Here is a 17,469-nt window from a genome sequence, read left to right on the forward strand (position 1 = left end):
CCCGGGGATAACGTAGCCTGCCCTATTCATACTGTCCCCGAGTGAAGGACTCCACGACCATGGGCAAGGGATTCCAGGGTGCGCTCATGCGTACCCTCGGTGCGAAAGACCACCTCGTCACCGTCGTCCGGAGCCGCCGGATCACCGACGACTACATGTGCGTCACCCTCCGCGAGGACCCGGACAAGCCGATCCTGCACCCTGAGGGGGAGGCGCCCGGCTCCTGGCTCCGGTTGTGGTTCCCGGACCCCGACGGCGGGGCGAAGCAGTTCCAGCGCGGGTACACCATCGCCAGGGCGGACCCCGCCGCCGGGGAATTCGACCTGGAATTCGTCCTCCACCACCCCTACGGGCCCGCCTCCTGGTGGGCGCTGCACTGCAGCCCCGGCGATGAACTCGTCGCCATGCGCTACGGGGACCAGCCGTTCACCGTCACCGACCCCGCCCCCGAAGGCTATCTGCTGCTCGGGGACGCCGCGGCGCTCCCCGCCGTCCGGGCCATCGCCCAGGCTGTGCCGCAGGACCGGAAGGTCGTGGTCTACCTGGAGAACGCCGCCGGTGGACAGGACCTCCCCCCGCTGCCTGAGGGGCCGAACATCACCGCGGCATGGCTCGACAGCCTCCCCGACGGGCAGGCCCTGGCCCAGGCACTCGGCGGGCGCGACTGGTCCGGGTGGTCCGCGTGGGTCACCGCGGAGAGCACCGCCACCCGTCACGCCCGGACCATCCTGCAGCGGGAGCACGGGCTCAACCGGGCGACCCTGCACGCCCAGGCCTACTGGATCCGCGGCCGGGAGATGGGGAAGTCGCAGGTCCTCGAGAAAGCCAACGAGGAGGCCGACGCGGAGGCTGGCGAAGAGACCGGCACAGTGACCGCCGGGACCGCCGGGCACACCGGGCACGGCACCCCGGAGGGGGAGCTGGGCGTGCTCGCCGGCGCCGCACTGCCGATGACTCTGGCGGGCCTGGCGCAGGCCTGCCTGTCGGTGCTGCAGATCATCCCGTTCATCCTCTTCGCCGACCTGGCACGCCAGTTCCTCGCCGGCACTGACCGGGACCACGTGGTGCACACCGCCGTCACCGCGGTCGTGGTGATGGGGATCTTCGTCGTCGGCACCGCACTGCTGGTGCTGCTGACCCACCTCTACGATGCCTCGTTCGCCGCGGCACTGCGCCGCCGGCTCACCGGGAAACTGTCCCGGCTGCCGCTCGGCTGGTTCGGTGAACGCTCGGCGACGGACGTGAAGAAACTCGTCGCCGACGATGTCTCGGCACTGCACTACCTCGTCACCCACGCCGTCCCGGACCTCGTCGCCGCCGTCGTCACCCCCGTGGCCACGCTGGTGTACCTGTTCACCGTGGACTGGCGGCTCGGTCTCGTCCTCCTGATCCCCATCGCGGTGTTCCTCAGGGTCATGGTCGGGATCTCCCTGCGAGAGAAGGACCGGAGTGTCGAATCGATGCGCCGGATGGCGAGGATCACCGGGGACGCCCAGACCTTCCTCGCCGACCGGGAGATCTCCCAGATCTTCGGCGACCGGGCGCTGGTCGACCTGCCCGGTGAGCTGGAGGAATCCGGCGACTTCACCGATGCCCTGCAGCGGGACACCGGCACCCGCAAGATCCTCGCCGTCATGATCAACCGGCCCACCACCACGCTCGGCATCCTCGTCGTGGCCGCCTGGCTGCTGATGATCCCCGGCTGGGTCAGCGTGCACGACCTGGTGCCGTTCCTCGTCCTCGGTCCGGCGTTCGGCGGGCAGCTCGTCGGCATCTCCGGTGCGGTCGGCACGTTGATCATGTCGCTGGACGCCCGCAGCGGTCTCGGGCTGCTGCTGGCCACCCCGGAGCTCGCAGGCCCGGAGGGACGCCCCGGCACGCCCGGACATGTCGTCCTCGACCACGTCGACTTCCGGTACACCCCGGAGCGTCCGCTGCTCACCGACTTCTCCCTCTCCCTCGCCCGGGGCACCGTCACCGCGGTCGTCGGCCCCTCCGGCGCGGGGAAGTCCACCGTCGGCACCCTGGTCGCCCGGCTGTGGGATCCGCAGGCCGGGTCCGTGAGCATCGACGGCCGTGACATCCGGGAGATGAGCCAGGATGAGCTGTACTCCACCGTCACGATCCTGCTCCAGGACGTCGACCTGGTCCGCGGTACGGTGCGCGAGAACATCGCCCTCACCCGGCCGGAGGCCACCGACGCCCAGATCACCGCCGCGGCCAGGGCCGCCCGCATCCACGACCGTATCGGGGAACTTCCCGCCGGCTACGACACGGTGGTGGATACGGCGCACCTGTCCGGCGGGGAGCGGCAGCGGATCGGTATCGCCCGCGCGCTGCTGGCCGATACGCCGGTCGTCGTCCTCGATGAGGCGACGGCCTCGGCCGACCCGGACTCGGAGTGGGAGATCCGGCGCGGCCTCGACGAACTGCTGGCCGGCCGGACGGTGCTGATGATCGCCCACCGGCTGCACACGGTCACGGGCGCCGACCGGATCCTGGTCATGGACGACGGCCGGATCGTCGAGGACGGCACCCACGCCGATCTCGTCGCCGCCGGTGGGCGGTACGCCCGGCTGTGGGACGCCGCCGCCCCTGACGTCGCCGTCGGCAACACAGACAACACCGACAACACAGGCAGTGGGGTGCACTGATGCTCACACGATTCCGCACCGTGGCCGGCGCCGACCGGCTCGTCCGCATCTACCTCCTGCTCGTCACCGCGTCCGCGGTCCTCCAGGCGGCCGCCGTGATTGTCCTGTTCCCCCTGTTCCGCGACCTCTTCGGTGATGATCCGGCCAGTGCGTGGCCGTGGGTCGTGCTGCTGGTCGCCCTCATCGCCGTGTGCTGGGCCGTGGACATCCTCTCCGCCCACCGGGGACTCGATCTGGGGCTCGGCGTGATGCGGCAGATCCAACGGCGCACGCCGGACGCCGTACTCGCCTGGCCGGCCGGCCGTATCACCGACACGACTACCGCGGACCTGCGCCGCCTGGTCTCCCAGGGGGCGACGGAGGCGACCTCCGGGGTCGTCCTGATGATCCAGCCGCTGATCACCGCCGTGATCTACACGTTCGCCCTCGGTATCGGGCTGCTGTTCATCCACGTCCCGGCCGGGCTCGTCACGGTCGTCGGGGGCGTGCTCGCCCTGGCGGCGCTGTGGGGGTCGGGACGCCTCGAAAAGCGGGCGGACCGGCAGTTCGAGGAGGCGTCCGGCGAGATGGATTCCCGCCTGTTCGAGTTCGCCCGGGCCCAGCCGTCGCTGCGGACCGCGCGGCAGGTCGGCGCGGGGGCGCGGCTGGTCGACCGGGCCGTCGCCGACAGTCGGGGCAGGGCCCTGCGCCTGCTGTTCTGGCAGATCCCCGGCGAATTCCTCTACGGGCTCGTCATCCAGGCCGTGCTGCTCGGGTTCGGGGTCGTGGTGTGGGCGGGGTACGACAACGGTCAGCTGAACCCGGTGACGGCGGCGACGATGGTCATCGTCCTGCTGCGGGTCATCGAGCAGATCACCGTCGTCTCCGAGATGTCGGGCGGACTCGGGAACCTGACCCGCACCATCGACCTGGCCGCGGAGGTGGTGACGACGGAACCGGTGCGTCCGGTACCGTGCACGGACCACGCGCCGGAACTCCGGCTGTCCGGGGTGGGTGTGCGCTTCGGTGACGGCACCACCGGGCTGCGGGACGTCGACCTGGTCGCCGCGCCGGGGACCGTCACCGTGGTCATCGGCGCCTCGGGGTCGGGCAAGACCACCCTGCTGCGCACCCTCGCCGGACTGACGGGGCCGGACGCCGGGCAGATCACCCTCGACGGCGCCCCGGCCGGACCCGCGGAGCTCCGGGGTGCGGCGACCGCGGCATTCCAGCGCACCGTCCTCAATGCGGGCACCCTGAAGGAGAACCTGCTGGCCGTCAATCCGGAGCTCACCGACGCCGACCTCGACCGGATCGCGGGCGACGCCCGTCTTGACCCGTTGCTCGCCGCGGCGCCGCAGCGGTGGGGGACTCCGGCCGGTGATCTCGGCGCCCGGCTGTCCGGCGGGGAGCGGCAGCGGGTCGGTATCGCCCGGGCGCTGGCGAAACCGGCGCGGATACTGCTGGTCGACGAGGCCACCTCCGCACTCGACAGCGCCAGTGAGCGTGCTGTCGTGGAGACGGTGGGGCGGGTCCGGGACGACTACACGACCGTGGTGGTCACCCACCGCCCGGCGATGCTCGCCGTCGCCGACCGGGTCGTGGTCATGTCGGGCGGGCGGATCGTCGAGGCCGGGACGCCCGGGGAGCTGGCGGCCGCGGACGGCGAGTACGCCCGGCTGCTGCGGGGCTGGCGGGACGCCGCGACCTGGCGGGTGCGCTGAGGTCAGTCGTGGTGTCCGGTCGTCACCAGGAGCACCGTCGCGGCGTCCGGTGTGGTGAGGCTGTGGGGCACGGTGGACCGGAAGTGGGCGGCATCTCCCGCCTGCAGGTCCGTCCGTCGGCCGCCGACGGTGAGGACGGCGGTGCCGTCGAGGACACGGATCCACTCCTCACCGTCGTGGACGGCCGGTTCCGGGTCGGCCGCGGGGTCGAGGGTGAGCTGCAGTGCCTGGATCCCGGGGAGCGGGCCGGACAGTGCGGTGACGGTGCCGCTGCCGGTGGGGTGTGAGGCCGCCGTCGCCGCGCGGACGACGTGGATGTCGGGGGCCGGTTCGTCGGCGACGAGTTCGCTGAGGGTGGTGCCCAGTGCCCGGGCCAGGGAGATCAGTGCGCCGACGGAGGGTTGCCGGTCGCCGGACTCGATGCGGGAGAGCTGTGCGGTGGACAGTCCGACCCGGGGCGCCAGGTCGGCGACGGTGAGCCCGCGGGCGGTGCGCAGGGACCGGGCGCGGCGGCCGATCCACCCGGTGTCTGTTACCTTCCTGTCATGAGTCATTACCAACAGGGTAACAGAGTGGTCCCGGCTGTCGCGTCCGTCACGGCCGTCTCAGCCATCCTGGTCTTCGCGGTCTCCCTCCGGCTCGTGTTCGGCAGCAACTCCGCACTGCAGCAGGACCTCGCCGACGCCTACGGTCTCGGGCCGGTGCTCCTCGCGCTGCTCACCACGGGACCGGTCGTCTGCTTCGGACTGTTCGGCGCCGCAGCAGGTCGGCTCACCGCCCGCTGGGGAGCCACCGCCGTGGCGGCCGCCGCACTGCTCCTCGTCGCCGTCGGGAGCGCGGTCCGCGGACTGCCCGCCTGGCAGGCGGTCTTCCTCGGCACCCTCGTCGCCGGGGCCGGGGTGGCGGTCGGCAACGTCCTCGGACCGGTCCTCATCCGGATCCACACCCCGCAGTGGTCGGGCGTGATGACGGGACTGTACACCGCCCTGGTCAGCGCCGGTGCCGGGATCGCCTCCGGCCTCACCGTCCCGGTGCGGGACGCCCTCGGCGGGCTCCACCCCGCACTGGCGCTGTGGGCCGTCCCACCGGTCATCGGGGTGCTGCTGCTCCTCCTGCCCGTCGTCGCGACCGGGCGCCCGGGGCCGTCGGGGGAACGCCGGCCCCCGGTTCCGCTCACCGCCTTCCGCGGCGACCGGCGGGTCCCCGCCCTGACGATGTTCATGGGGCTGCAGTCCCTGGTCGCCTACTCGATGATCGGCTGGCTCCCGTCGGTGTTCCGGCAGCGGGGGATGGACGCCACCCGGGCCGGCGTGGTCCTCACCGTGCTCAGTCTCGTCAGTATCGTCACCGCCCTCATCGTCCCGGTGCTCGCCGCCCGGATGCACGACCAGCGCGCCGTCGCCGTCGGACTGTCCGCCCTGACCACGGTCGGCCTGCTCGGCGTCGCCCTCGGCGGCACCCGGGGCGCGATGGTCTGGGCGGTACTGCTCGGCCTCGGGCAGGGCGGGGAACTCTCCCTGGTCATGGCACTGGTGAACATCCGCACCCGGACCGTGGCGGACGCCGCGGCACTGTCGACGGTCACCCAGTCCGTCGGCTACCTCATCGCCGCCTGCGGCCCGCTGACGGTCGGCCTGGTGCACAGCCTCACCGGCGGGTGGACCGTCCCCGTCCTCGTCCTCGTGGTCCTGTCGGTGCTGATGGGCGGCGCCGGGCTGGTCGCCGGGCGACCCGGCGTGATCAGCGGCGACCCCGCTCCCGCGCCGGACCCAGCAGCAGCGCCAGACCGACCAGCAGCACCAGGGCGATCCCCAGGATCCCCGCCCGGTCCGTCCCGGCCACCCCGGTGAACAGGGCGAACGCGGCGGGGGCGAGCCAGCTCACCGCACGCCCCGTCGTCGCGTACAGGCCGAACAGCTCACCTTCCCGCCCCTCCGGGCACAGCCGGGACAGGTAGGACCGGGACGCACTCTGCGCCGGGCCGACGAACAGACACAGCACCAGGCCGAAGGCCCAGAACATCGCCGGACCGTCGACGAGGAACAGGACCAGGGCGTCCACCACCATCAGCACCAGCGAGACCGCGATGACCCGGCGGGGACCTCCCCGGTCATCGAGGTAACCGGCGATGACGGCGCCGACGGCGGCCACGATGTTCGCCGCCACCCCGAAGATGAGCACGTCGCCGTCACTGAGCCCGTAGACGGAGACCGCGAGGATCGCCCCGAAGGTGAACACCCCGGCCAGCCCGTCGCGGAAGACCGCGGAGGAGATGAGGAACCACACCGAGGTCCGGTCGGTCCGCCACAGGTCGGCGATGTCGTGGAACAGGGCGCGGTAGGACCCGACGACGGTGGTCTCCCGCTCCGGCGACGGGGCGGTCTCCGGGATCCGGCGGAACAACGGCAGCGACGACAGCAGGAACCACAGGGCGGCGAGCACCGCGACGAGCCGGACGTTCCAGCCGTTGTCGGTGGTGATGCCGAGCAGGCCACGGGTGTCGCCGTCGCCGGCGATGAACCCGACGTAGCAGATGAGCAGCAGGATGATCCCGCCGACGTAACCGCCCGCCCAGCCGAACCCGGAGACCCGCCCCACGGTCTCCTTCGTCGAGACCTGGTTGAGCATCGCGAAATAGCCGACCTCCGCGAACTGGAAGGTCACCGCCCCGACGGCCATGAGCACGGCACCGAGCCAGAAGTACCCGGCACTGTCGTCGCCGACGAAGACCAGTCCGAGCATGACCGCCACGGTGCACAGCGTCCACGTCATGACCGACCGCCGGCGGCGTCCCCGGGCATCGGCCCGGCGCCCCACGACCGGTGCGGTCACCGCGATGACGAACCCGCCGAGCGCGGTGAAGATGCCGTACCACGTCGCCGCACTCACCGGCCCGTCGACCGTGTCACCGACCTTGTCGGTGAGGTACACGGAGAAGATGAAGGTGACCAGGACGGCGTTGAAGGCGGCGGACCCGAAGTCCCACATCGACCAGGCGACGACATCCCGGTTGAAGACCCGGCGGTTCGCGATCCGTCGGGGACCGGTGACAGGTGGCGGCGTTGACGTCATGACCACCACAGTACGGTGGTCGGTTACCCGATCCGCCGGTAGTGCCGGTCGCGGACCGCCAGATACGTCCCGCCGAGCACGGCGGAGACCACCGACCCCGTCAGCACCCCCACCTTGCCGTGGTCGTCGAGTGAGCTGCCCGCCCCGAAGGTCAGTTCACTGATCAGCAGGGAGACGGTGAAGCCGATCCCGGCGACCATCCCCATCCCGATGATGTCCGGCCACCGCAGCGACGGGGCCAGTGCCATCCCCGGGATCTTCGACGACAGCCACGTCGCCACCGTGATCCCCAGCGGTTTGCCGACGACCAGGGCGACGATCACCCCGTAGGCCACCGGGTCCGTCCACGAGCCCGTCAGCCCGGACCAGCCGCCCACGGTCACCCCGGCGGCGAAGAAGGCGAACACCGGCAGCACGACCAGCGAGGACCAGGGGCCCAGCGCGGTGGCGAACCGCAGCGAGGTCTGTGACCCCCGCCGCGACATCACCGGCACCGTGAAACCGAGGACGACGGCGGCGATGGTGGCGTGGATCCCGGAGTGGTGCACCAGCGCCCAGGTGAGCACGCCCAGGGGTGCGAGGATCCACCACCGGTCGTGGCCCCGCTGCGTGCACCAGGTGAACGCGGCCAGCGGCACCAGAGCGAGCAGCAGGTAGCCGAGTTTCAGGTCGTCGGCGAAGAAGAAGGCGATGATGAGGATGCCGATGAGGTCGTCGACGACCGCGAGGGTCAGCAGGAACACCCGCAGCCGCGGCGGCAGGTGGGAGCCGACGACCGCCAGCACCGAGACGGCGAAGGCGATGTCGGTGGCCGCGGGGACGGCCCAGCCGGCGGTGTCACCGTCGGCGGCGACGGTGTTCACCAGGAAATACAGCAGTGCCGGCGTGGCGACGCCACCGCAGGCGGCGAGGACGGGGACGAGGGCGTCCTGCGGGCGGCGCAGGGATCCGGTGAGGAACTCCTGTTTCAGCTCGAGACCGGTGACGAAGAAGAACACCGCGAGCAGCCCGTCGGAGGCCCATTCGCCGACGGAGAGGTGCAGGTCGGCCCAGGCGGGACCGAGCTCCGCGTCCCGCAGACCGTGGTAGCCGCCGGAGAGACCGCTGTTGGCCCACACCAGCGCGACGACCGTCGCGACGAGCAGCAGGACGCCACCGCCCCGGTCCGTGGTGAGGAACCGGACAGCACGGGTCAGCGGGGGCACCGGCTGCGGCGCGGGGGCGGAGGTTTCGACAGACACACGAAACACGCTACCTTCCGGCACTATCCTCGGAACGTATGCCCTCCGCGCCACTGACCTGCCGTGCCCTGCTGTTCGACATGGACGGCACCCTCGTCGACTCGACGGTCGCGGTCGAGACGATTTGGACCCGCGCCGCCGAGGCCCACGGTCTCGACCCGGCCGAGGTCATCGCCTACTCCCACGGCAGACAGACCGCGGACACCGTCGACCACTTCCTCCCCGACCTCAGCGGGGACGGACGGCGCCGGATCACCGGTGAACTCCGGCAGCAGGAGGAACAGTGGCCCGGACGGATCGACGAGATCCCCGGGGCCGCCGACCTGATGCGTCAGGTCCTGGCCGCGGGAATGCCCGCCGCCCTGGTGACCAGTGCCACCCGCGACCTCGCACGGGCCCGGATGGCCGCCGCGGGGGTGCCGCTGCCCGGCGTGCTCGTCACCGCCGAGGACGTCGACCACGGCAAACCGGCCCCGGACGGCTACCTGCTGGCGGCGCACCGCCTGGGGGTCGACCCGGCGGACTGCCTGGGGTTCGAGGACGCCCCCAACGGCATCGCCGCGGCGCGGGCCGCCGGCACGCAGCTGCTCGTCGTCGGGAGGGACATCCCGGACCTCACCACGGTGCGGGTGGGCGGCGACGGACACGGTACGGTGAACGTGTGACCACCCGGAGCGACCCCGACCCCTCGACCGGCCGGTCGGCCTGGTCAGAACTGTCCGACCGGGTCGCCGCCGACGTCATCGGCCGGTACTCGACCTCCTTCACCCTGGCCTCCCGGCTGCTGTCCGCCCCGGTGCGCCGCGACATCGTGAATCTCTACGCCGTGGTCCGCACCGCCGACGAGATCGTCGACGGCGCGGCGGCGTCCGCCGGGGAGGGACCGGCACAGGTGCGGCAGCTCCTCGACGGTTACGAGGACGCCGTCACCACGGCCGGCGACCACGGATTCCACACCGACCCGGTGCTCCACGCCTGGGCCGGCACCGTCCGGCGCTGCGGCCTCGACATGGACCAGATGCACGCCTTCTTCGCCTCGATGCGCGCCGACCTGACCCCCACCGTGCACGACAGGGACTCGCTGGCCGCCTACATCCACGGCTCCGCCGAGGTCATCGGCCTGCTCTGCCTCGACATCTTCCTCACTCACGGCACCACGGGCGCCGACCGCGACCGGCTCGCCGACGGGGCGGCGGCGCTGGGGGCAGCCTTCCAGAAGATCAACTTCCTCCGGGATGTCGGGGAGGACGTCACCCTGCTGCACCGCGCCTACCTGCCCGGCGACCTCACCGAGGAGACGAAGGACCGGCTGCTCGACGATGCCGCCGCCGACCTCGCCCGCGGCTCGTCCCGGGTGGCCGACCTGCCCGCCGGCTCCCGGGCCGGGGTGGCGGCCGCCGCCGCCCTGTACGGCGACCTGCTGGACCGGCTGCGGGCGACCCCCGCCGCGGATCTCGTCGGCCCCGGCGCACGCCGGGTGCGGGTCCCCGCGGCGAGGAAACTGTGGCTCACGGCCAAGGCGGTGACCCGTGGCTAGGCGCACCGTGGTCATCGGCGGCGGGGTGGCGGGACTGGCCGCCGCGGGCCTTCTCGCCCGCCACGGCGACGAGGTCATCCTGCTGGAGAAGGGCGGGACGGACCAGCTCGGCGGCCGCGCCGGGTCGCTGACCGTGCCGGAGGCCCCCGGGTTCCGGTGGGACACCGGCCCGAGCTGGTACCTCATGCCCGAGGCCTTCGACCGCTTCTTCGCGCTGATGGGCACCTCCACCGCCGCCGAACTCGACCTGGTGGACCTCGACCCCGGCTACCGGGTGCTGCCCGAGGGGCTCGACCCCGTCGATGTCCCGGTCGGGGAGGAGGCGGTCGCCGCCCTCTTTGAGTCGCTGGAACCGGGCGCGGGGGCGCAGGTCCGCCGCTACCTCGCCGAGGCGGGGGACACCTACCGCATCGCCGTCGACCGGTTCCTCCACACGTCCTTCCGATCGCCCGCACCGTTCCTCGGCCGGGCGGTCCTCGCCCGCGCCGGGCACCTCGTCCGGCTGCTCACCGGCAGCCTGCGGGGACTGGTCGACGCCCGCTTCACCGACCGGCGGCTGCGGCAGATCCTCTCGTACCCGGCGGTGTTCCTCTCGTCGCGGCCGTCGGCGACCCCCGCCCTCTACCAGTTGATGAGCTACACGGACCTGGTCCAGGGGGTGAAGTACCCGGTCGGTGGTTTCGCGGCCGTGGTCGAGGCACTGCGGCGGCTCGCCGTCGCCGAGGGGGCGGAGATCCGCACCGGTGCCGAGGTCACCGGCATCCTCACCGACCGTGGCCCGGACGCCACGGCCAACCCGCTGCGCCGGATCCCCGGCCTCGGCCGGATCTGGCCGGGCCGGGCACACGCGACGGGGGTCCGGCTCGCCGACGGGACCGTCATCCCCGCCGATGTCGTCGTCAGTGCCGCTGACCTGCACCACACCGAGACGGAACTGCTGCCGGCGGGGCTGCGCACCTACCCGGAGCCGCACTGGCGGTACGCGGACGCGGGGGTCGGCGCCGTCGTCGTCATGCTGGGCGTACGCGGCAGTCTGCCGGAACTCGCGCACCATACGCTGATCTTCAGCGCCGACTGGACACCCGACTTCGCAGCCGTCTTCGACGGTGGCACCGCCGCCACCACGGGGCCGGGTGCGGGGATCCCGGGCATGTCCCGGTCGGTCTACGTCTCGAAACCGTCGGCGACCGATCCGGACGTCGCCCCCGCCGGCCACGAGAACCTCTTCGTGCTCGTGCCCGCCGCCGCGGACGTGGGGACGGGGCACGGGTCGGCCTACGCGGCGTCCGGAACCGGATCGGACCGTGTCGAACAGATCGCGGACGCGGTGGTGGAGCTCATCGCCGAGCGTGCCGGAATCCCGGATCTGGCGGAGCGGACCGTCGTGCGGCGGACCCTCGGGCCGGCGGACTTCGCCGACCGCTACCACTCGTGGCACGGCTGGGCCCTCGGACTGGCGCACACCCTGGCCCAGTCGGCGTTCCTGCGCGGAACGAACAACTCCCGGGCGGTGGCGAACCTGTACTACGCAGGATCGACCACCACACCGGGAGTCGGGGTGCCGATGTGCCTGATCAGCGCGGAGAACGTACTGGACAGGCTCGGCTGAGACCAGTGGAGACTAGTAGATGAAGACCTCGTCGCCGGGCTGGAGCTGGTCGAAGAACTCCTCCGAGTCGCCGTAGGAGAGGTGGATGCAGCCGGCGGACGGCACGTTGGTGTCGTCGGCGTGGAAGGCGTGGCCGGACCAGGTGAAGTACACGGAGTTCGGCATCGGGGCGTCGTTGAACTCGTGGCTGACCTCCTCCTTCACCTTGTAGGTGACGACGAAGGAACCGCGCGGGGTCTCGGTGTCCGGTCCGGGGCGGCCGGAGGAGATCGCGACGGGGCCGTAGTAGGCCTTGCCGTCGGACTGCAGCCAGGTGCGCTGACCGTCGATGTCGACACAGGCCTTCGCGGAGGCCGGGCACGGGGTGTCCGTGGTGTTGCTGAAGGCGTCCTGTGCGGCCTGGGCGGCGGCGGCCTCGGCCGCGGCCTGCTCGGCGGCGGCCTTCTCGTCGGCGCGCTGCTGCAGGGCACCCGGGGCGACGGCGTTCGTCAGGTCGGTCACGCCCTGCTCGAACTGGTCGCGGAACTGCTCCGGGACCTCGCCCGAGCGCAGCAGTGCCGCGTCGTGCGCGTCGAGGGCACCGTCGTGCACCATCTGCTGGATCTCCGCCTCGGACGGGATCTGCGGCTGGGACTCGTCCGCCATGGCGGCCGGGGCGCCGAGACCGGCGAGTGCGGCGGCGGAGACGCCGGCGACAGCGAGGTGGCGCCGGGTACGGGAGGTGCTGGCGGCGCGGTGACGACCGCGGTACTTGATGGTGGTGTGCATGTTCACGGGAGGTTACCTTAGCGGCGGGTACCGCCGGTGACCAGTTACGCCGCCGGGATGTCGGCGATCCCGTGCGGCAGATCAACGGAGAGTCACAGGTAACCTACAGGTGGACAGCACTGCATTCGCGGATTCGTACACCACACTCGGAGGTCATGACCGTGCCGCACCAGAACCATACGGCGAGCACCACGAAGGTGCTCGTCGTCGACGACGAAGCCAACATCGCCGACCTCATCAAGGCCCGCCTGGAGTTCCAGGACTTCGACGTCCGGACCGCCAATGACGGACCGACCGCACTGCAGATCGCGAAGGATTTCCGGCCGGACGCCTACATCCTCGACGTCATGATGCCCGGAATGGACGGATTCACCGTGCTGACCCGGCTCCGCGAATCCGGTGACGACGCCCCCGTCCTGTTCCTCACCGCGAAGGACGCCGTCGACGACCGGATCCACGGACTCACGATCGGTGCCGACGACTACGTCACCAAGCCGTTCGCGCTCGAGGAGGTCATCACCCGGCTCCGGGTGATCCTGCGGCGGTTCCAGCCGGAGGAGAGCGAGGACGAGTCGCTCATCAGCTACGCGGACATCACCCTGTCCGACGACATGCACGAGGTCACCAAGGCCGGTGAGGTCGTCGACCTGTCGCCGACCGAGTTCAAGCTGCTGCGCTACCTGCTCGTCAACGCCGAGGTGGTCGTGAGCAAGGCGAAGATCCTCGACGCGGTGTGGGAGTACGACTTCGGCGGGGACGGCAACGTCGTCGAGTCCTATGTCTCCTACCTGCGCCGCAAGATCGACACGCAGGAGCCGCACCTCATCCAGACCGTCCGCGGTGTGGGCTACGTGCTGCGCAAGCCGCGCGGCTAGCAGCGACAGGCAGCGACAGGCAGCGACAGGCAGCGACAGACAGCGACAGGCAGCGACAGACACAGGGTGATCACGAGGTGAATTTCAGGCCGGGCACGATCTCAGACCGCCTGCCGGGTCGCCGGCAGGGCCGGCGGAACCCCCGCAGCGGGCGTCGCCGCTACCCGGGTGTCTTCCTGTCCCACTTCCCGCTGCGCGTCTCCCTGGTCATGGTGATGACGGGGCTGGCCGCCCTGGGACTGGCGGTTTCCGGGCTGGTGGTGACCGGGCTGACCCAGCAGTTCCTCACCGACCGGGTCGACAGTCAGCTGCAGGACACGGCCGGCACCCTCGCGCAGAGTGACTCGTTGACGACCTGTACCGCGGCCTCGGGGGCGGCGTCCGGTGACGGGTCGTCACCGGAGATCGGGCTGGACCGGCCGCCGAGCAACGCCTTCACCGCGATCATCGTGCGGGGGGCGCCGGTCGTCTGCTATTCGCCGGACCCGGCCTCGGGGCCGGACATCTCCGCGCTGACCGACCCCACCGACCCGGTGACCGTCCCCGCCCAGGGCGGATCGGGCTCCTCGGTGCCGTGGCGGGCCGTGGCGGTGGAGAACTCGTCGGGGCAGACCGTGGTCGTCGCCCAGCCGATGAAGGGCGAGGCGGGGATCATGCACAACCTGATCACCGCCCTCGTGGCCATCACCCTCGGCGTGCTGTTCCTGCTGGTCATCGCAAGTTTCTATCTGGTCCGGCGCGCCCTGCAGCCGTTGAACCAGGTGGAGCAGACCGCCGGCCGGATCGCCGAGGGGCAGCTGGACCGGCGTGTCCCGGACTGGTCGCCGACGACCGAGGTCGGCCGGCTCTCGGTGGCGCTCAACCGCATGCTGGAGCAGATCCAGGGTGCGTTCATCAAGGTCAACCAGTCCGAGCAGCAGGCCCGTGAGGCCGAGCAGCAGGCGCGGTCGGCGGAGTCCTCGATGCGCCGCTTCATCGGGGACGCCTCCCATGAACTCCGGACGCCGCTGACCAGCGTCCGTGGCTACGCCGACCTCTACAAGTCCGGTGCCACCGAGGACGCGGACATGGTCATCGACCGGATCTCCTCGGAGGCCGGGCGGATGAGTCTGCTCGTCGAGGACCTGCTCACCCTGGTCCGGATGAACGAGGGGCGGCCGATGCGTTCGGACCTCGTCGACCTGCTGGAGCTGTGCATCGCCGCGGTGGACAACGCGCGGGCGGGGTTCCCGGGCCGGAGTATCTCGGTGCAGAACGAGACCGGCAGTATCCCGCTGACCGTCGGCGACCAGAACCGGCTGCACCAGATTGTCGGCAACCTGCTGACCAACGCGCTGCGCCACGGTGGGGAGGACGCCTCGGTCGTCCTGCGTCTCACCCGGCCGGACGCCGGCCATGTCGGCATCGAGATCGCCGACGACGGGGTGGGTATCGCCGCCGAGGACCTGCCCCACCTGTTCGAACGCTTCTACCGGGCGGATGTCTCCCGGTCGCGGGCCTCGGGCGGGTCGGGGCTGGGACTGTCGATCGTCAAGAGCCTCGTCGAGTCCCACGGTGGAACGATCACCGTGGAGAGCACACCGGGGGAGGGGACGACCTTCCGGATCATCCTGCCGGCCGCCGACATCGACGGCGGGGACGAGGTGGCGGCCGATGCCGCGGAGGACGTCGAGGTCATCGACGCCGAACCGGGTGACGCCGACGCTGACACCGAGGCAGACGGCACCGGCGGCACTGACGGGCCGGGCCCCCGGCACGATCCCGGCGCCGAGGGCTGGGGACGCTAGCCGTACCTCCCGCGGCGCCGCAGTTCAGTTCTCCAGGGCCGCGGCGACGAGGCGTCCGACCACCGGACTGTAGGGCAGCTGTGAGTGCAGCGGCGCCGGGTGGGCGGCGTCCCCGGGGACCGTCACGATGTCCACCGAGCCCCGGTGCGCCGGGGTGCCGGTCAGCGGATCATCGGCGGCCACCGCGCGCAGCCGGTCAGCCGGGATGACCCGGTCGGCCGGTGAGATGAGCTGGGTGACCGGAACCGTCGACCGTCGGGCGTAGATCAGCAGGTCCGCGAGATCCCGGGAGCCGACGAGATTCGTCGCCCACGCCGGCACCGGCCACAGCGGCAGCCGCCGCGGCCGGTCGGAGCCCCGGAAGTTCCCCGCGATACCCACGACCCGGCCGACCTTCCCGACCAGCTCCGGGGTTCCGGACGCGGCGAGGGCGATGAGTCCGCCCTGGGAGTGGCCGACGAGGTCGACGGCACCGGCGTCCTGCACGATGCCGCCGAGCAGCAGCCGGACCTCGTCGAAGTTCGACCGCAGCCGTCGGGTGCCGTGGCGGCCGTAGGAGACCGAGAGGACGGGGCGTCCGGCGGCGCGGAGGGCGGGGACGACCCCGGCGAAGTTGCCGCGGGACCCGGCGGCGCCGTGGATGAGCACCACCGGTCGGGGTCCGGTGCGGGGGTAGGGGCGGCGGTGCGGGGATTCGGGCCAGTCGATGCTCTTCACCCGGTCAACTCTGCCACCGCGGGGGTATGCGCCGGACCCGGCCCCGCCGCTGCCGGCGCTGCGACCAGGGTGCCGTGCTGTTAATGTGGCCCGTCGCACGTTTCACGATGAAAATCTCATAGTCTCGACCAGAAAGCGGGTGTCATGACCGACTTCACTCCCTGGACCCTGTTGACCGATGCCGGCCTGATCGGCCTGCTGCTGGTCATCGGGACCGTCCTGCGCGCCCGGGTGGGCTTCCTCCAGCGCCTCATGATCCCGGCGTCCTTCATCGCCGGCATCCTCGGCCTCGTCTTCGGCCCCTCGCTGCTCGGCTGGCTGCCGTTCTCCGACCAGCTCGGCACCTACTCCTCGGTGCTCATCGTCGTCGTCTTCGCCTGCCTGGCGATGAGCGACGACTTCAACATCCTCAAGGTGAAGGGTCCGGTCGTCGGATTCTCCGCCTACTCGGTGCTGATGTACGCCATCCAGGTCGCCCTCGGCATGGCCGTCGTCCTGGTGTGCGTCGGGCCGCTGCTGGGTGTCGGTGACGAATTCGGGGTGCTGATCTTCGCCGGCTGGGCCGGCGGGTTCGGCTCCGCCGCCGCCGTCGGCCAGGTGTTCAGCGACGCCGGCCAGCCCGAGATGCAGTCCCTGGCCTTCATGTCCGCCACCGTCGGTCTGCTCGCCGGCATCGTCGGCGGACTCGCCCAGGCGAAGTTCGGCGCCGCCCGCGGCCACGCGAAGGAATTCTCCGGCATGCACCGGATCCCGAAGTCCATGCGCACCGGTGTGCTCGATCACGACGACGAGCCGGAGGCCGTGGGCCACCACAAGTTCTCCGGGGCGAGCATCGAGTCGCTCGGTTTCCAGGTCTCGGTGATCGTCGCGGTCTCCGCCGCCGGCTACGGCGTCAGTGAGCTGCTGGGCGGCTGGTTCCCCGACATCGCCTTCCCCGTGTTCTCCATCGCCTTCGTCGTCGGCCTGGTCGCCCGCGGCCTGTTCCGCGCCACCCGCACGACCCGCTACATCGACCGTCGGTCACTGAACTCGATCTCCGGGACGGCGACGGACATCCTCATCGTCTGCGGTATCGCCTCGATCAAACTGGACATGGTCTCGGAGAACTGGGTGGCGATGGTGGTCCTGTTCATCATCGCCCTCGTCATCTGCCTGTTCCTCGGGCTGATCGTCGCGCCGCGTACCCTGCAGGACGGCTGGTTCGAGAAGCAGATCTTCACCTGGGGCTGGGCGACCGGCGGCGTGAACACCGCCATCGCCCTGCTGCGCGTCATCGACCCGAAACTTCGGTCCGGCACGATGGAGGACTTCGCGCTGGCCTATATCCCGGTGGTACCGGTGGAGGTCACTGCGGTGACGTTCGTGCCGAGCATGGTCCTCGCCGGGGCGGCGTGGGCGGTGGTCGGCATCTGGGGTGCGGTCTCGGTGGCGGCAGTCGTCGTACTGCTCGTGGTGGTGCGGGGTGCACGGTCCGCCGGCAGGACGCCCACCGCGGCGTCCTGACGC

General features: G+C 71.4%; 14 protein-coding genes. 9 read left to right on the forward strand and 5 right to left on the reverse strand.

The features are described from left to right. Window positions 1-41: 41 nt before the first annotated feature. Both FSW06_RS14980 and FSW06_RS12430 read left to right on the forward strand, forming a co-directional pair. Complete coding sequence (locus tag FSW06_RS14980) at window positions 42-2,654, forward strand: ABC transporter ATP-binding protein/permease (protein WP_274376970.1); 2,613 nt, start codon at window positions 42-44, stop codon at window positions 2,652-2,654. Continuing rightward, entirely contained in the window at window positions 2,654-4,357 is a 1,704-nt protein-coding gene (locus tag FSW06_RS12430; protein ID WP_010120062.1) for an ABC transporter ATP-binding protein, read from the forward strand. Before FSW06_RS14980 ends, FSW06_RS12430 begins: the two co-directional genes overlap by 1 nt. A gap of 2 nt (window positions 4,358-4,359) precedes the next feature. On the opposite strand, the gene FSW06_RS12435 is transcribed toward FSW06_RS12430, so the two are convergent. After that, window positions 4,360-4,911: a helix-turn-helix domain-containing protein gene (locus FSW06_RS12435; protein WP_010120060.1), complete on the reverse strand. Its 552-nt coding sequence runs from the start codon at window positions 4,909-4,911 to the stop codon at window positions 4,360-4,362. Window positions 4,912-4,929: 18 nt separating this feature from the next. Between FSW06_RS12435 and FSW06_RS12440 the strand changes: the two genes are divergently transcribed. Next, window positions 4,930-6,207: an MFS transporter gene (locus tag FSW06_RS12440; RefSeq protein ID WP_010120058.1), complete on the forward strand. Its 1,278-nt coding sequence runs from the start codon at window positions 4,930-4,932 to the stop codon at window positions 6,205-6,207. Here the strand turns inward: FSW06_RS12440 and FSW06_RS12445 are convergent. Then, a complete protein-coding gene (locus FSW06_RS12445) occupies window positions 6,098-7,429 on the reverse strand; it encodes an MFS transporter (protein ID WP_083827033.1) in 1,332 nt (443 codons plus the stop codon). The genes FSW06_RS12440 and FSW06_RS12445 overlap by 110 nt on opposite strands. Window positions 7,430-7,452: 23 nt before the next feature. Next, on the reverse strand, window positions 7,453-8,670 hold the full coding sequence (gene nhaA / locus FSW06_RS12450; RefSeq protein ID WP_010120055.1) for a Na+/H+ antiporter NhaA: 1,218 nt from the start codon (window positions 8,668-8,670) through the stop codon (window positions 7,453-7,455). A 38-nt stretch (window positions 8,671-8,708) separates the two neighbouring features. On the opposite strand from nhaA, the gene FSW06_RS12455 reads away from it, so the two are divergent. From FSW06_RS12455 to crtI, 3 genes are read left to right on the forward strand one after another with little or no spacing between them, the layout of a single operon-like run. After that, the gene (locus tag FSW06_RS12455; RefSeq protein ID WP_010120053.1) at window positions 8,709-9,335 is read left to right on the forward strand and encodes an HAD-IA family hydrolase; all 627 of its coding nucleotides are present in this window, start codon (window positions 8,709-8,711) and stop codon (window positions 9,333-9,335) included. After that, window positions 9,332-10,207: a phytoene/squalene synthase family protein gene (locus FSW06_RS12460; RefSeq protein ID WP_010120050.1), complete on the forward strand. Its 876-nt coding sequence runs from the start codon at window positions 9,332-9,334 to the stop codon at window positions 10,205-10,207. Before FSW06_RS12455 ends, FSW06_RS12460 begins: the two co-directional genes overlap by 4 nt. Next, window positions 10,200-11,816, forward strand: a complete 1,617-nt coding sequence (crtI, locus tag FSW06_RS12465) for a phytoene desaturase family protein (protein WP_029449353.1) — start codon at window positions 10,200-10,202, stop codon at window positions 11,814-11,816. Before FSW06_RS12460 ends, crtI begins: the two co-directional genes overlap by 8 nt. Window positions 11,817-11,828: 12 nt before the next feature. On the opposite strand, the gene FSW06_RS12470 is transcribed toward crtI, so the two are convergent. Continuing rightward, the gene (locus FSW06_RS12470) at window positions 11,829-12,584 is read right to left on the reverse strand and encodes a L,D-transpeptidase (protein WP_029449351.1); all 756 of its coding nucleotides are present in this window, start codon (window positions 12,582-12,584) and stop codon (window positions 11,829-11,831) included. A gap of 155 nt (window positions 12,585-12,739) precedes the next feature. On the opposite strand from FSW06_RS12470, the gene FSW06_RS12475 reads away from it, so the two are divergent. Beyond that, on the forward strand, window positions 12,740-13,459 hold the full coding sequence (locus FSW06_RS12475) for a response regulator transcription factor (RefSeq protein ID WP_010120046.1): 720 nt from the start codon (window positions 12,740-12,742) through the stop codon (window positions 13,457-13,459). Between the two features lie 77 nt (window positions 13,460-13,536). After that, window positions 13,537-15,246: a sensor histidine kinase gene (locus FSW06_RS12480; protein ID WP_010120045.1), complete on the forward strand. Its 1,710-nt coding sequence runs from the start codon at window positions 13,537-13,539 to the stop codon at window positions 15,244-15,246. A gap of 24 nt (window positions 15,247-15,270) precedes the next feature. Here FSW06_RS12480 and FSW06_RS12485 read toward each other — a convergent pair whose 3' ends face one another. Further along, complete coding sequence (locus FSW06_RS12485) at window positions 15,271-15,963, reverse strand: esterase/lipase family protein (protein ID WP_010120044.1); 693 nt, start codon at window positions 15,961-15,963, stop codon at window positions 15,271-15,273. A 144-nt stretch (window positions 15,964-16,107) separates the two neighbouring features. On the opposite strand from FSW06_RS12485, the gene FSW06_RS12490 reads away from it, so the two are divergent. Beyond that, on the forward strand, window positions 16,108-17,466 hold the full coding sequence (locus FSW06_RS12490) for a sodium/glutamate symporter (protein ID WP_010120043.1): 1,359 nt from the start codon (window positions 16,108-16,110) through the stop codon (window positions 17,464-17,466). Window positions 17,467-17,469 lie beyond the last annotated feature (3 nt).

This window comes from Corynebacterium nuruki S6-4 (assembly GCF_007970465.1).
Lineage (GTDB): Bacteria > Actinomycetota > Actinomycetes > Mycobacteriales > Mycobacteriaceae > Corynebacterium > Corynebacterium nuruki.